The organism is Paenibacillus sp. FSL R5-0908 (genome assembly GCF_038006245.1).
Classification (GTDB): domain Bacteria; phylum Bacillota; class Bacilli; order Paenibacillales; family Paenibacillaceae; genus Paenibacillus_AQ; species Paenibacillus_AQ odorifer.
In genome coordinates this window covers 555,100-568,859 of record NZ_JBBOUV010000001.1, presented here as the reverse complement: position 1 = coordinate 568,859, position 13,760 = coordinate 555,100, and the positions used below count along the sequence as shown (strand labels likewise).

At 44.9% G+C, this 13,760-nt stretch carries 11 protein-coding genes and 3 pseudogenes; 3 read left to right on the top strand and 11 right to left on the bottom strand.

Going from position 1 to position 13,760, the window contains the following annotated elements; translation table 11 throughout:
- Window positions 1-6 precede the first annotated feature (6 nt).
- The 3 genes from MKZ09_RS02590 to MKZ09_RS02580 all read right to left on the bottom strand — a co-directional run bounded on the left by MKZ09_RS02590 (window position 7) and on the right by MKZ09_RS02580 (window position 2,262).
- A complete protein-coding gene (locus MKZ09_RS02590; RefSeq protein WP_076161860.1) occupies window positions 7-450 on the bottom strand; it encodes a hypothetical protein in 444 nt (147 codons plus the stop codon).
- 20 nt (window positions 451-470) lie between these two features.
- The gene (locus tag MKZ09_RS02585) at window positions 471-1,190 is read right to left on the bottom strand and encodes a metal-dependent hydrolase (RefSeq protein ID WP_179089671.1); all 720 of its coding nucleotides are present in this window, start codon (window positions 1,188-1,190) and stop codon (window positions 471-473) included.
- Window positions 1,191-1,281: 91 nt separating this feature from the next.
- Window positions 1,282-2,262, bottom strand: a complete 981-nt coding sequence (locus MKZ09_RS02580) for a hypothetical protein (protein WP_076161856.1) — start codon at window positions 2,260-2,262, stop codon at window positions 1,282-1,284.
- 972 nt (window positions 2,263-3,234) lie between these two features.
- Here MKZ09_RS02580 and MKZ09_RS34325 point away from each other — a divergent pair.
- Window positions 3,235-4,352: pseudogene (locus tag MKZ09_RS34325) on the top strand (ISL3 family transposase); the annotation flags it as partial.
- A 1,121-nt stretch (window positions 4,353-5,473) separates the two neighbouring features.
- On the opposite strand, the gene MKZ09_RS02560 reads toward MKZ09_RS34325, so the two are convergent.
- The 3 genes and pseudogenes from MKZ09_RS02560 to tnpC all read right to left on the bottom strand — a co-directional run bounded on the left by MKZ09_RS02560 (window position 5,474) and on the right by tnpC (window position 7,925).
- Entirely contained in the window at window positions 5,474-5,758 is a 285-nt protein-coding gene (locus MKZ09_RS02560) for a transposase (protein WP_256708029.1), read from the bottom strand.
- Entirely contained in the window at window positions 5,713-6,291 is a 579-nt protein-coding gene (locus MKZ09_RS02555) for a transposase zinc-binding domain-containing protein (RefSeq protein WP_179089672.1), read from the bottom strand. Before MKZ09_RS02555 ends, MKZ09_RS02560 begins: the two co-directional genes overlap by 46 nt.
- Window positions 6,292-6,389: 98 nt before the next feature.
- Window positions 6,390-7,925, bottom strand: a pseudogene (gene tnpC, locus MKZ09_RS02550) (IS66 family transposase).
- 343 nt (window positions 7,926-8,268) lie between these two features.
- On the opposite strand from tnpC, the gene MKZ09_RS02545 reads away from it, so the two are divergent.
- Entirely contained in the window at window positions 8,269-9,033 is a 765-nt protein-coding gene (locus MKZ09_RS02545; RefSeq protein WP_076161846.1) for an SDR family oxidoreductase, read from the top strand.
- 281 nt (window positions 9,034-9,314) lie between these two features.
- Here the strand turns inward: MKZ09_RS02545 and tnpB are convergent, their stop codons facing one another.
- The 3 genes from tnpB to MKZ09_RS02530 form a co-directional block, all read right to left on the bottom strand.
- On the bottom strand, window positions 9,315-9,746 hold the full coding sequence (gene tnpB, locus MKZ09_RS02540; protein WP_179090533.1) for an IS66 family insertion sequence element accessory protein TnpB: 432 nt from the start codon (window positions 9,744-9,746) through the stop codon (window positions 9,315-9,317).
- Window positions 9,676-10,047, bottom strand: a complete 372-nt coding sequence (gene tnpA / locus MKZ09_RS02535) for an IS66 family insertion sequence element accessory protein TnpA (protein WP_025027559.1) — start codon at window positions 10,045-10,047, stop codon at window positions 9,676-9,678. Before tnpA ends, tnpB begins: the two co-directional genes overlap by 71 nt.
- 261 nt (window positions 10,048-10,308) lie before the next feature.
- Window positions 10,309-11,094, bottom strand: a complete 786-nt coding sequence (locus MKZ09_RS02530; protein WP_076161842.1) for a hypothetical protein — start codon at window positions 11,092-11,094, stop codon at window positions 10,309-10,311.
- A gap of 303 nt (window positions 11,095-11,397) precedes the next feature.
- On the opposite strand from MKZ09_RS02530, the pseudogene MKZ09_RS02525 reads away from it, so the two are divergent.
- Window positions 11,398-12,123, top strand: a pseudogene (locus MKZ09_RS02525) (ISL3 family transposase); the annotation flags it as partial.
- Between the two features lie 120 nt (window positions 12,124-12,243).
- Here the strand turns inward: MKZ09_RS02525 and MKZ09_RS02520 are convergent.
- A complete protein-coding gene (locus MKZ09_RS02520) occupies window positions 12,244-12,915 on the bottom strand; it encodes a DNA-methyltransferase (RefSeq protein WP_076160313.1) in 672 nt (223 codons plus the stop codon).
- 73 nt (window positions 12,916-12,988) lie between these two features.
- A complete protein-coding gene (locus tag MKZ09_RS02515; RefSeq protein WP_076160311.1) occupies window positions 12,989-13,597 on the bottom strand; it encodes a recombinase family protein in 609 nt (202 codons plus the stop codon).
- Window positions 13,598-13,760: the final 163 nt, after the last annotated feature.

Genomic DNA, 13,760 nt, shown 5'->3' with positions numbered 1-13,760 from the left:
CCTGCGTTAGCCCCTTAATTTACGAATATCCGGCTGGGACCAAAAGGCTGACTTTTCACCTCCAAGATCCTGTGTGGATGTCCAGTTATAGATATTTTCCAGGAAGCTGAAGAAGGCTCCACTGATGAACAGGAACACGATAAATACAATGAGGCCTGCTTCAATCCAGAACCATTTATCCTTGATGGTGCCTTTCCCGGTACTGATTTTGACCAGTTTGATGATCACACGAACGACCACAAATACCAGCGTGGCTATCGTCAGTAAGGAGATCACGAGGCCAATCGGGGTAAATACAAAGTCGAGACCGTCCAGCACCTTCCAATTAAACTTCATTTTCTCCTTGATCTTAGTAATTGGATTGTTATCGTCGGCATACGCCAGCATGGGTAACATGAACATACTAAACAGGACCATCATGATGAGGGTCCCGGTCTTTTTGATTTTCATTTTTCTCTTCCTTTCCATTATCAATAGAATATCATCAGCCAAAGTACGATACTGCAGAGCCAGCAGCTTCTTGCGATCCACCGCTCGCCAGCCCCGCCATTTCGCAGCAGATTCAGCGCCACCTTCAGCCGTGGGAGAAGCACGGAACGAATGCCCTCCACCGTCACGGCATCCCCCGCCAAATGTGACCACCACCCTGCCAGCAAGCCTAAGCCGAGCGCCTGGAACAGAACCGGCTGTGTCGCGGTAAAAGAGACTACGCCAAGGCTCAAGGCACCGGCGAACTCCGGACTATGAATGATCCCGCGATGCTTGACGAAAGGCATTACCAGGAAGGCAGCGCCAGCAAGCAACATGATCCAATGCAGGCTGTACCATTCGTATCCGGCAAGTAGCAGCAGTCCAAGTCCGCTTAGGATTAGCATGCGCATTCGAGAGGCTAAGGCGAGGATCAGGCCAGCTGCTACCCATAGCCAAGGCATTGGTTGCTGCAGGACAAACCACAAGATACCCATCCCCAGCGACAACGCAGATAATCCCTTCAGTTGTTTCCGCGTCCTTGCCGAGAATTGAAGCTTATTACTAACCGTGCTGGTCTTATGGTCCAGATCAGGCAGCAGCCCACCGATGCCCGCAGCGGCAATCAATACGGCAGCAGGTAGTATGGACAGGGCTGGCGTAACATAGAGCACTGCCGAGCCTGCAAGTATGGCTAGTCCTATATGTCCTTGTCGATTCATTTTGAATTTCACCCCCTTTCCGGACAGCACAAAATACCGCTTCAATACTTGAAGCAGTTCGAGTCTTGCAATGATTGATTTGAATTTCCCGTTAGAAAAACCGGCCAAGACCCCGCTTTTTCTGTTTTTGCAAAATCGGAGATAAGAGACCTTCCAGGAATTCATCAGTATTCGCCTGGGGATGAAACGGATCTGGATGATTCGGAACCGCAAATACGGGCCTGCCGCTTAAGCATCCCGCCACCATCTCCCGATTCGGTTCATTCGCCAGTGGCAAAGCAATCCGCCAGTATTCCTGCGGCACTCGGCTATGCTCCCGGCAGAAGGAGATCAGTTCCTTCACCCGCCATTCACTGCCTGAACCCACCAGTACAGGAACGCTGGCTTGTACAAATAGGTCAGCCTGCTTGCTGCCCTGTAAACTCCCTAAGTCCAGCACCGTATAGCGGTAGTCGCTCATCAGCGATCCGATCCAGTACTCGGATACCTCTGCCTTATAGAGAGCCACATTATTCAATTCATAACGGGGATGATTCGAGAAATCACCTTCCTTAATATATTCCAGGAAAGAGAAACACGGATGATTCCCGCCTTCCCACACCGCTACTTTGGTTTTTGCATACCGGGCTAAATAGTGAGCAATGAGCAACGCTGTATGCGTGCTGCCAGCCCCTTCATACACACTGCCTACAGCGATAACGATCCTTTCCCCTGTTCGGCTAAAGTTCATTTCAGGCAGTGCGATCTGTTGAGGCTTAGCCTCTACCTGATGTTGGGCTTCAAGTAGTTTCTCTTGCCAGCTACCGTTCAGCCATACGTCCGAAGCGCCCAACGCGGTCCAGCTTCTTACCGCTGTTGAGGATAGGCTGATTGCCTCACTAATCACAACAAACTTTACGGGGATCACCTCCGCTAACGGTAAGATACTACGGGCCTCATCCTCATGGATCAGGACGTATTCCGGCATCAGGATCTGCGAGCTTTCTTTGACCTCCTCAAACGTACCACATACATGAAATTTAAAATGGGGATCACTGATTTCTGGCTTTACGCCAACAAGTACAATATGCAATGATGTCCTACCTCCTCTGAGCAATATGTCTACTGTATGATCTTAGCTCAGGGAGGCAAGTTGAACGTGTGAAGAATGTTCTGAAAAAGTATGATTTTTAAGGCCACACTCATTGTTTGTATAACTTTTTTAGAAATGAAGATTTCATCTAATGCAAAAGGCAAGTGACGCAACGCTCACTAAGAAGCGCAGGAGCATTCTCACTTGTGTACCATGAAGTTGTACGGGGCAAATGATACGTTGGTTCATACGTATAGGTTGTTGTATTCTTAGCCTTCAATGTTCCGCTGATCCTCTGTTAATGGCCGGGTCGTTGATAAGAGGCTCCCATAATCATCATACTCCATGAAGCTGGTTAGCTTGTTCGCCGAAGCATCAGTGTCCCCTGACCCATATTCCAACGTTTCAGATATAGTTGGTAACGTATCAATGACAGAGTAAAAGCTGGTGTTCTTCTGAACTATTTTTTCTCCAGTTGCCGCGAGTTTCGTAGTAGACAGTAACTGCCCTTTCCATTATATAAATATGTTACTTTCAAATTGTTGGTCACACTTGTAGCCGAGGTTGAATATTGATAAGCATCCGTTTTGTTCTCATAATATGTAGGATATCCGTCATGAATATCCACATAATCATAGTTTACCTTGTTATGTTCCCCACTATATAATCCATTTCGAATTACACGATCATAGCGAGACGAGTCAAATATACTCGCGGGAGAAGCGGATACAGGTTGTATTATATAAATTATTACACGGGTCTCCCTGATAATGTTTGGTGGGGAGTAACGACTTTATCTCTTAAGTCAATAACGCAAAATAACGAACAAATTCAATTTGCGTATGATCGAACTACATTTGACACACAATCAAGTCGAAAAGGATTCTCTGAAGGTGACGCGCCTAGTATTAATCATAATCAAGCGTACCAACTTAGAACCGTAACATATCCACATTCTCAAACTGTATATATCCCGTTTGTCAATCCGAACAAAGTGTCATTCGTAATGGACACAATAAGCCACGAAAGATTCGACATCTCAATCTCTTGGGCAAAAGATGCTATATCGTCGTACCATCTCTTCGTTTGTATTGTTCGCATTACCAAATTGGTTTTGGCTGGAACTATGCATTTGTAGGTCCGAAACAACGGTACAGCTATCTCTTTCGTCTGCAGACGGTAGAACAAGCACTCGGCTCCACAGCGGCTCACAGCGCGAGAATGCAAGAAGCGCCTGCCAGCATGGTACAGCGGATGCATCAGGACGCTCTGCCAGCAGAAAGCGAGCGCCTCTCTAAACAAGCTTGGTCCGAAGCCCGGCAGACGTCAAGCTTGGTGTTGGGGATCGATGACTTTGCGATTAAAAAGGACATACGTACAATAGGGGCATCCATAATCTTCGGGGAGAAACCCTGCTAGATGTACTGGCTGGACGCAAACTGGCGGATTTACGTGCGTATGCTCGTACGCCCCCTGACTTTCTTACGTTGAAGCCTAAAGCTGTTGTCATGGATTTGGCTCAGATGTATCACACGTGGATTAGTGAATGTTTTCCGGACGCGATTCGCATTGCCGACCACTTTCACGTACACGGCTATGTCATTGAGAGTGTCCAAGCTGTTCGTAAGTCCGTACAGCTTACGCTTTCGCCCCGGGCCAAAGGGATTTTAAAAAGGGATCATCGGTTGCTGAACCCTCCAGTTGACCGTCTTTCTGAAAAGAACAAGATCCAGCTAAACACCCTGCTTGCCTTCTCTTCTTTGCTACGGGAGGTTTGGGAATGGAAAGAAGCCTTTTCCCGCTGGTATGAGTACTCGCCGAATGTTCAAATCGCCACCCAAAGCTTTCACCGTTGGCTTCAGCAAGGCGAGCAGATGGAGCATGAAGCCGTTCAACGCACCTTTAAAACGATGCGTAACTGGCAAAATGAAATCATAAACTACCATCGTTGTCGGTGAACGAATGCTACGGTAGAAGGACGCCATAATCGCATTAAATCCTATCAGCGAAGACATTATTTCACTCGCAATCGTCTTTGTTACACAGCAGGTATTCTAATCGAATGCAACCGGCAACGCTTATCTGTTTGAAAAGTTCAACCACTGATTTTTAGTTTGAGCCTTATATATCATAGAAAAAGATTGAGACACTTATTAGCGTAAACAACGTTAATAAATGCTTCTTTAGATTATCGTTGTAATCATAACAATGTAAAACGTGTTAGATTTTATGGAAACGAAAAAAAACCAAATGAAGACGCCGAGGTTATGAATTATCGGGGTTAGTCAATATGAAATCTTGTTATACAATAAATATCCAAAAATACCATAATGAAGTGGTAATCCGTATCATTCTTTACTCATTTACCTTTTTCAATCATACACCACATGAGCTGGTGCAAATTGGGCATTAAGTTGAGAGGTGATGGTGGATAAAAGATTGATAAATTTGGTCATGTCGAAAGTGAAATGATTGTCAACGCTTCACCATAGCTGATTGCTCGGAGCTTTTCAATAGTGTGTGCTGCCGATGCACCAGCAGCGAAGGTCAAATAGAGTAGTCATCCAATTGTTAAAACTCTGAATTTGTTTTCTTTGAAAATCCAGAGAGTATATGCTATTCCCACACAAAAATGTTATAATTTTGTCAATGAGAAAATGAGAGATTGCATACAAGAGTAATGAAAGGAGGATTTATGATCGAGAAGATAATAAATGCAGTAATTTTGTTAACTATCTTCAGCTTAATTATATTTTATCCTTCGGAGTTAAATTTATGGTTGGCAGCTTCGATATTTGCTATTTGGATAATTGTTGATATTATTCGTAAACCTACCAAGACAAACATAATAACAATACTGCTTTTTTCTTTTGGAGCAGTCATTTTATTTACTGTATTTAGATGAATTAAGTAGATCCATAAAGAAATAGCCGATTTTAATGGAGAGAGTATGTAGCAAGAAACTAAAATAGAGGAACAAAATCACCCTACGGGTGAATAGGTTTTCTAGCCAGCGGTCATTTATCCCCTGGCTCTTCTTTTCTCACTAAGGTTCCATTACAAGCCGGACAGAAGAACTCCGGGGATTCGCCGGCTTCCAGTTCATACGAACATTCGGCCAATATAAATTCAGGTACGGGGTCCATCAATCCGCATCTCACACATACATAGTCAATCCATACCTCTGGCTCCTCTTCTTCCTCCCAGGGATCTAGCTCACGACCCGGTACTCCGCAATCGCCGGGCGCGCTAAGTAACGCCCTATGTATTTTGCGGCTCCACGTGCATCCTTCATCCGCTGCTCTGCATTCACATAAAACCCTTGCGGATAGCGTTGGTATAACTCATTCACTAGTCCCTTTACTCGTTCTTCTTCGGGATACCACTTCAGCATTAAATCAAGCAGCAGCTTCTGCCACGATTTCCGCAAGTACTCATACGAGATGTACTCTACCTTCTTCCACTCCTTATTCCGGTCAAGCGCCCCTTCCGTAATGAGCGCGTGGTTATGCGGGTGAATTTCAAATCACGCCCAAACGTATGAATCACTGTAATGACACCTACTTCGTATTTCTTGCTCTTGTTTTTCCGCCGGTAATAATATTGAATGACCTTGGCGACTTGGGTACTGAGTTCATTCAATATCCCTCGGTCTTGAAAGAACACCGTACGTAATTCTTGAGGCACGGTAAACACCATATGGCGATGCGGCACATTTAGGATTCGTTCTTGCTGCTTTTCCGCCCATTCAACCGTATATTTCTTCCCGCATCCATGACAAAAACGGCTCTTACAGGTAAAGCAAATAAACACGGGTTCCGGTGTTCCCTCCGTGCATCCCTTGCACTCATATCTGGCATAGCCCATATCCCGCGTACCACAGCGTATCGCTTTATTTACAGTTTCTATGATGCTACTGTGAAGTTCCTTGGGCAGATGATGTCCGTGCATTTCCATGAATCCATGAAAGTGATCTTTTAGAATCTGCCGGATGACTCCTCGTTTCTTCCACTTCTCCTGATTCTTCACGTCCATCCCTCCTCCTTTTTTCTTCGTAAGCGTCTAATAACCAGGTGTATTGAAAAAGAAAAACCCATGGCTCATGATGAGGATCCACAGGCTTTGCGTTATGTACAATGTTGCCTAACTGCCGGACTCCATGGAAGGTAATCATCAAGTAACTCCGGCCGCTGACGAAATGCAACCGCCGGTAACTGTTGCAACAGATAGACTAGATATTTGTAGGGGCTCAATCCATTTGCCTTTGCTGTCTCTACGATGCTGTAGATCGCTGCACTTGCGGCTGCACCCCGTGGACTTCCGCTAAACAACCAATTTTTGCGACCGACCGTAAAGGGGCGAATGCTGTTCTCAGCTAGATTGTTCGAGATCACACAGTTCCCATCTTGTAAATAATTCATCAACGCTTGTTTATGGTTACGCGCATACTTCAGAGCTTCGCCTAGCTTTGATTTGGGAAGAACTTTACCTTTGGCCGTTTCTACCCACGTCCAAAAAGCATCGAGTACAGGCTTTTCCTGCACCAGACGTTGTTCCTTTCGCTCTTCAGGGAGATGTGAGGCAAGCTGTGCCTCTAGCTCAAATAGCTTGTTGCAGTAGGCTACCCCATCCGTGGAAAGGGTCCCTTCCGGATTCTTCGCCTCCGGTGGCAATGCCTCAACAAACTTACGCCGAAGATGTGCCCAGCATAGACAAGAGATCGTTCCTGCTAGATTCGCATATCCAGAGTAGGCATCGCTATGTAAATATCCCTTGAATCCTTTCAGGAACGCTTGCGGGTATCTCGCCCCTCGTCCTGGCTGGTATTCAAAGATCCTTATGGGATGCGTACTATGCTGACCGCTGCTGTAGATCCACATGTAGGAGGAGGTCGTGTTCTTCCGACCCTTCTCATTCATTACCTGCAAGGGTGTCTCATCGGCATGCAGATATCGCTCTTGTACAAGCAGCTCATGCAGTCGATTCACCAGTGGCTTCAGCCAGTCTCTCGTGGTCGCGATCATCCAGTTGGCCATTGTGGCCCGGCTCAGATCCAGACCGATGCTCTTCCATTCCTTCTCCTGACGGTACAGCGGCATGCTGTTCACAAACTTCTGGTACATCACCCAGGCCACGGTGGAAGCGGAGGCTAACGAATGCTGGATGACCGGTGCTGGAGTGGTCGCCTTTTTCATCTGAGGCTTGTCCGCTATCCGACAGGTCCGGCACTCTAAGGTTTCTCTGTAGATATCAATGGCTTGAACGCGGGCAGGGATAAACTCCACTTCCGTACGAACAAACTCTTCGCCTACCAAGACAAGCTCACTATGGCATACGTCGCAACAACGATCCTGAACCTTAAAGAGTTGTTTTTCATGCGGAAGATCTTGAAGCAGCTCCGCTCGTTCGCCTACCCGCCTCTTTCGCTGGTAGCTTTGAATTTGCTCGATGGTCGGCTCCGGCGCAGTGCGTGAAGCTGCCGTCTCTGGCTCATCAAATAAAGACAGCTGCTCCACCCCTACTGGGAGGGAAGCTGTTTTCTCGGAGCTTTTACCGTACAGCTTCTGCGTTAGAAATTGTACGGTTTCCTGTAGCCGTTTATTCTCTTTTTACAGGTCGCCGATGCGATTCTCCATCTTTTGCAGCTGTTCCAAGGGGCTCATGAGATACTGTTCCTTCACTGTCTTCTATACCTATTATTATACCATAAAAGCAGGCATGAATCCAGATTTTACAAGGGTTTTTGACACTTTTTCGGCTTACATAGTGTCAGAAGAAAATAAAGTATTAGACTGAAAATAAAATATTAGACTGGGAAAATAAAGTTGTAGACTGAGAAAATAAAGTCTTAGACTGACGAAGGGCCATTAAACGGGCAGGATAGTTTAAGATTAACCACGGAAAAACCCACCAGTAGCCATCCCCTTGTAACCGAATAAGAGAGCAACATTTCAAATATTGTCCTGTGATAAAATTATATTTGAATTCGGACAAGGAGATGAAAACATGAGTAAGTTGGAAGGTAAAATCGCTTTAATAACCGGAGCGAGCCGAGGAATTGGCCGCAGCATCGCATTGCGTCTGGCACAAGAGGGCGCATTTGTCGTCGTGCACTATGGAAAAAGACGAAATGAAGCGGAGGCAGTCGTTCACCAGATCGAGCAAAGCGGAGGTAACGCGTGCGCGATTGGCGCTGACCTGAGCACTCTCGATGGCATTTATGATTTATTTGCGGTACTGGATGATGACATTCGGGAACGTACTGGCGGTAGCGGATTCGATATTCTTGTCAACAATGCTGGAATCGGTCAAATAGTTAGCCTAGATGAGACAACTGAAGAATCTTTTGAAGAGGTGATGAAGGTTAACGTCAAAGCACAGCTTTTTGTTACCCAGCAAGCTTTACCGCGTCTAAAAGACGGAGGGCGCATTATTAATATTTCATCCTTTGTGACGCGCGTAGCGTCTCCAAGTGTGTTCGCCTACAGCATGTCGAAAGGGGCCATCGACACATTTACGCATCTTCTGGCTAAACAGCTGGGTAGCCGCAATATTACGGTAAACGCCATCCAGCCCGGCATTATTAACACAGAGATGAATGCCGGGACGTTGCAAGATCCCAATGGGCAAAAATATGCGGCCGGTCTTTCAACCTTTAACAGATGGGGAGAACCCGAGGATGTAGCGGATATTGTTGCCTTTCTCGCTTCGTCGGACAGCCGTTGGGTAACCGGTCAATTGATCGATGCAAGCGGTGGATCTCATCTGTAAGTAAATTTATTAGATGAATCCCACACTTTACGTTCATTTCACTATTGCAGTCCCACCCCATTTTTGGGATGAAAAAGAGTGTTTCATGCAAGTATGTTTGTATCCTTGATTGAGTTAACGGAGTACGATAGCTCACTAAACCAGTGGCAGTCTAGGACTTTATTTTTCCGTCCATGGCTGCCGCTGGTTTGATTTTGGGGATCAGTCGAATACTTATTTTTCGGGGTCTAGCGGTTATGTAATGCGTAATGCCGCGTGTACTCTGCACATTCAGTCTAATACTATATTTTCATCAGACACATAGAAGGGGTGAAAGCAAGCTTTTTTACCGCTTTCGGCTGATGGAGCGACAGTCCTTCCAGCAACCATCGAAACTCCTGTGGCGTGATCGAGCGTACGGCCTCGGCATCCATGGGCCACTGGTATTGACCCGATTCCAATCGCTTGTACAACAGTACGAATCCATCGCCTTCCCAGTACAAGGCTTTCATACGATCACGCTTGCGACCGCAAAACAGAAACAAATGATTCTGAAACGGGTTCAATTGTAGCTGATGCTGCACCAAGTGAATCAGGCCGTCAATGGATTTTCGCATATCCGTATATCCACAGGCGATATACAGCTGATCGGCCTTCGAGATGTCACCGAACATACTGAAGGATGCGAAGCGTCTGTTCGAGAAGTGCGGTAGACGCATGCGGATGAATTTCAATCGTAACGGCATCCGTACGAAGGATGATCGCCGCTTGTTCATGACTCGCTTCGGAACGAGGAGCGTTCGTCCGCAAAGATGGATGGACCGGTACGAGAGTTGGTTCATTCGGGGATGAGAAGGCGGGGAGAGATTCACACGCGGCTTCACGAATTTTCCGAAGCCAGTAGTAATAGCTTTTCACACTAACTTCGTGATCGGCACACCAACGAACCACGGTCTGACCACTGGAACGGCAATCACGAATGATCTCCGTCCACTGCTGAAGTCGATAGCGATTCCTAATCTCTAAAGTTTGCAATTGGACATCCTCCCACTAGAGTTTTTCGAGTAGAGTCGAAAAACTCCAACGACTTACTCTAACGGAATTGTCTTAAAGTCTAGATTGGATTGGAATACACCTTCTTGTTTGACGCTTACCCACGACCGGACTTTCACCGGCTAGATGATGCGTGCTTGGCTGGGCACGCTACAATAAAAAAATAAAAACTGACACCCGAAATGCGTGTCAGTTTTTATTCATTTGCACAACACGAGTACATTTGTACTACTGAATTTTAACTTATGGCCCCCAACCTGGAGCATATGTCTCTTGCATTACAGGAGAGTCGTAAACATAATCAGTGTAGCTAGAATTGGTGTAGAAATAGGTGAATACACGTTCTGCCCGCGGCAACGGAGGACTAGTTAAGGTATATCTATAGTACCACTGCTTTTGCCAATAAACAGTTGGAGTGCCTAGCGCATAATAGGCACCTGATACAGTTGTAATCACCTTTACCGGTAAATATGGAAAATAATGATTGAGAACAACTACTATAGCAGCAACGGTAAGTTTCGCTGCAATGTTAGATCCTCTTGTGATGGTTTGGAAAGTCCAATCTGTTAGATCAGTATTACCAGCTAATAGTGAGATTTTATTGGAAGCAGCATTGTTTACTCCTTCAGTTATATTGGGGGCGGAGGAGTCTACACTTTCAACAGGTATCGTTTCAGTTGTGATAACACCATCTTTTGTAGTAGAAATAAGTACATTATTATCATCCAATAATTTTGTAGAAACCTTAGAACTTAATACATATTCACCATTTTCTTTTACGTAAATATCACTTGAAACATCCGTCATCGTTTCTAAATTAATACTCTCTACAATCCGGTAGGAAATCCCTTCTTCTTCGTAAGTGTATTCGTAGTTACTTAAATCGTCATTCACTACCCATTGAAAATTAGTTCTCTCTACCTTTGAAGACGCATTACTGGTCGTACTTTCTGCTGAAGAAATTGAGGTGGAAATGGATGTGGTGAAAATAGCCAAAACAAGAAACATAATGGAAATTGCCTTCTTCATTTATTTCAACATCTCCCTTATTTGGTATATTATATACAGTACATTGTTTTTTCTATAAATCCAATAGTTAGGAAGTAATAGATTAACATGATAAAAAGATTAAATTTAGATTATTATGTCGATTGATGTAATATATTGTTAATATAATAGACTCTAAACCGAAAATAGTGGTTTAAAAAATAAATTCAAGGATAGAAATGGAAAAACATCTGCCAATCCTGTATTGTTGTAAGTCCTACCCAACAACAACTAAGGAAATGACAGATGCCTATCCAGTATATCAATGAGCTACTTTATTTTTAAAAAGGACATACGTACAATACGGGCATCCATAAACTTCGGGGAGAAACCCTGCTAGATGTACTGGCTGGACGCAAACTGGCGGATTTACGTGCGTATGCTCGTACGCACCCTGACTTTCTTGCGCTGAAGCCTAAAGCTGTTGTCATGGATTTGGCTCAGATGTATCACACGTGGATTAATGAATGTTTTCCGGACGCGATTCGCATTGCCGACCACTTTCACGTACACGGCTATGTCATTGAGAGTGTCCAAGCTGTTCGTAAGTCCGTACAGCTTACGCTTTCGCCCCAGGCCAAAGGGATTTTAAAAAGGGATCATCGGTTGCTGAACCCTCCAGTTGACCGTCTTTCTGAAAAGAACAAGATCCAGCTAAACACCCTGCTTGCCTTCTCTCCTTTGCTACGGGAGGTTTGGGAATGGAAAGAAGCCTTTTCCCGCTGGTATGAGTACTCGCCGAATGTTCAAATCGCCACCCAAAGCTTTCACCGTTGGCTTCAGCAAGGCGAACAGATGGAGCATGAAGCCGTTCAACGCACCTTGAAAACGATGCGTAACTGGCAAAATGAAACCATAAACTACCATCGTTGTCGGTGGACGAATGCTACGGTAGAAGGCCGCCATAATCGCATTAAATCCTATCAGCGAAGACATTATTTCACTCGCAATCGTCTTTGTTACACAGCCGGTATTCTAATCGAATGCAACCGGCAACGCTTATCTGTTTGAAAAGTTCAACCACTGATTTTTAGTTTGAGCCTTAATATATTTTTATAATTTAAAATAATCTTTCCGCTTAGCTAAAACTGAAAGGAATTATTTATTGCATGTCTCTTTTATATGTAAGCCTCACTTTAAACGATTTGTTGAAATCGAAAACCAAGTCGGGTCTATCTCAAAAGCATCCCAACGGCGATTCAGGGTTTCTGCAGCATCCGGTACCACTCCGCTGCCTGCAAAGAAATCAACAACATATTCGCCTTCCTCACTACTGTTCTCAATGATCCGCTTCATCATATCTATCGGCTTCTCAGTAGGATGAATGGTTTGATTCCCTGGAATGCGTGGGATCTGCCATATATCTGTTTGATTCCGAGTGCGTATCCGTCGAACGTTCTTCGTACCTTTGACTGCCATTATGATAAATTCATGTTGGTAACGATATTGCCATCCCATGCCCATATTCTTCTTGTCCCATACAATACAGTTTTTGATCGTAAACCCGGTAATCTTAAGCCAGCGAGCCATATCCGGATATGTACGCCAATCGATAAAAATGTAGACATGACTACCTGGTTTCAAAATGCGATAGGCTTGTTTGAGCCAAGCAAGACAAAATCTGCGGTAGTCCGGAAACGGCAAGTTATCATTGGGGAAAATCTGAAAACGGGGTTTCTTATTCTTGGTTTGAGTCGTTCCTCTAAATTTTAAATTATACGGCGGGTCGGCAATTACTAAATCTACAGTTTCATCTGCAATTACTTTTTGAGCCCCTTCTATACAGCTATCCAAATATAACATTTGAAGCCCTCCCTTGGTGTAATGGTTCCAATGGTTATATACGGATTAACAGGAACGTAAGTTCCCATTATTATTATTCAAGATTACTTTCATATTCTTTCACTCTACGATAAAATGTAGGCTTCTTCATGCCGATCCTGCTCATCGCTTCCATTGCAGTAAACTCGCCGGATTTCCACGCATCATATACTTCAATGAATGTATTATCAATCTCATGTTTGGGTCGGCCAAAAGTAACCCCTTCCGTCCGGGCTACCTCAATGCCTTCTGCCTGCCTTGATCGGTTCTTCTTCCGTTCCTGTTCCGCCACGTATGCCAGGAGGCTAAGAAACTGATCCTCCATAACCTTTCCGAAGTCTCCCATGGTCTTAAACTTTCGGGAATCGAATAGTATTTCGTTATCCAAACATACAATGTCCGCGCCGATCTCTCGCGTGATATACTTCCACTCTGCAATGATGCCGTCATAGTCCCGGCCCAGCCGGTCCAGAGCATCCACATAAACCAAATCACCTTCCCGCAGCATGAGCCGCATTGCCTGATAGCGCGGACGTTTAAAATCTTTGCCGCTTTGCTTATCAACAAAAACAAACCGCTCCTCTATTCCTAATTCCCGAAACTTTAAAAGCTGCCGCTCTACATTTTGCTCTTTGGTTGAAACTCTTCCATATGCGATCTTCAATGGGACCCCTCCTAATAGAAAAACGTCTCAAATGATCCCTTGAATCACTGAGACGTTCCAAAACTGATTTTATGGTCTTTTGAAACGAACTATAACCAGTTATTCCGTTGTCTCAAAAAGCATGCTTTTTGGAACATACAAGAATGGGTGGTGCTCACTATCA

Excerpts from the sequence above, each read along its gene's own strand:
- MKZ09_RS02530 (WP_076161842.1), bottom strand. The coding sequence starts at position 11,094 with ATGAAGAAGGCAATTTCCATTATGTTTCTTGTTTTGGCTATTTTCACC.
- MKZ09_RS02590 (WP_076161860.1), bottom strand. The coding sequence starts at position 450 with ATGAAAATCAAAAAGACCGGGACCCTCATCATGATGGTCCTGTTTAGT.
- MKZ09_RS02585 (WP_179089671.1), bottom strand. The coding sequence starts at position 1,190 with ATGAATCGACAAGGACATATAGGACTAGCCATACTTGCAGGCTCGGCA.
- MKZ09_RS02520 (WP_076160313.1), bottom strand. The coding sequence starts at position 12,915 with ATGTTATATTTGGATAGCTGTATAGAAGGGGCTCAAAAAGTAATTGCA.
- MKZ09_RS02545 (WP_076161846.1), top strand. The coding sequence starts at position 8,269 with ATGAGTAAGTTGGAAGGTAAAATCGCTTTAATAACCGGAGCGAGCCGA.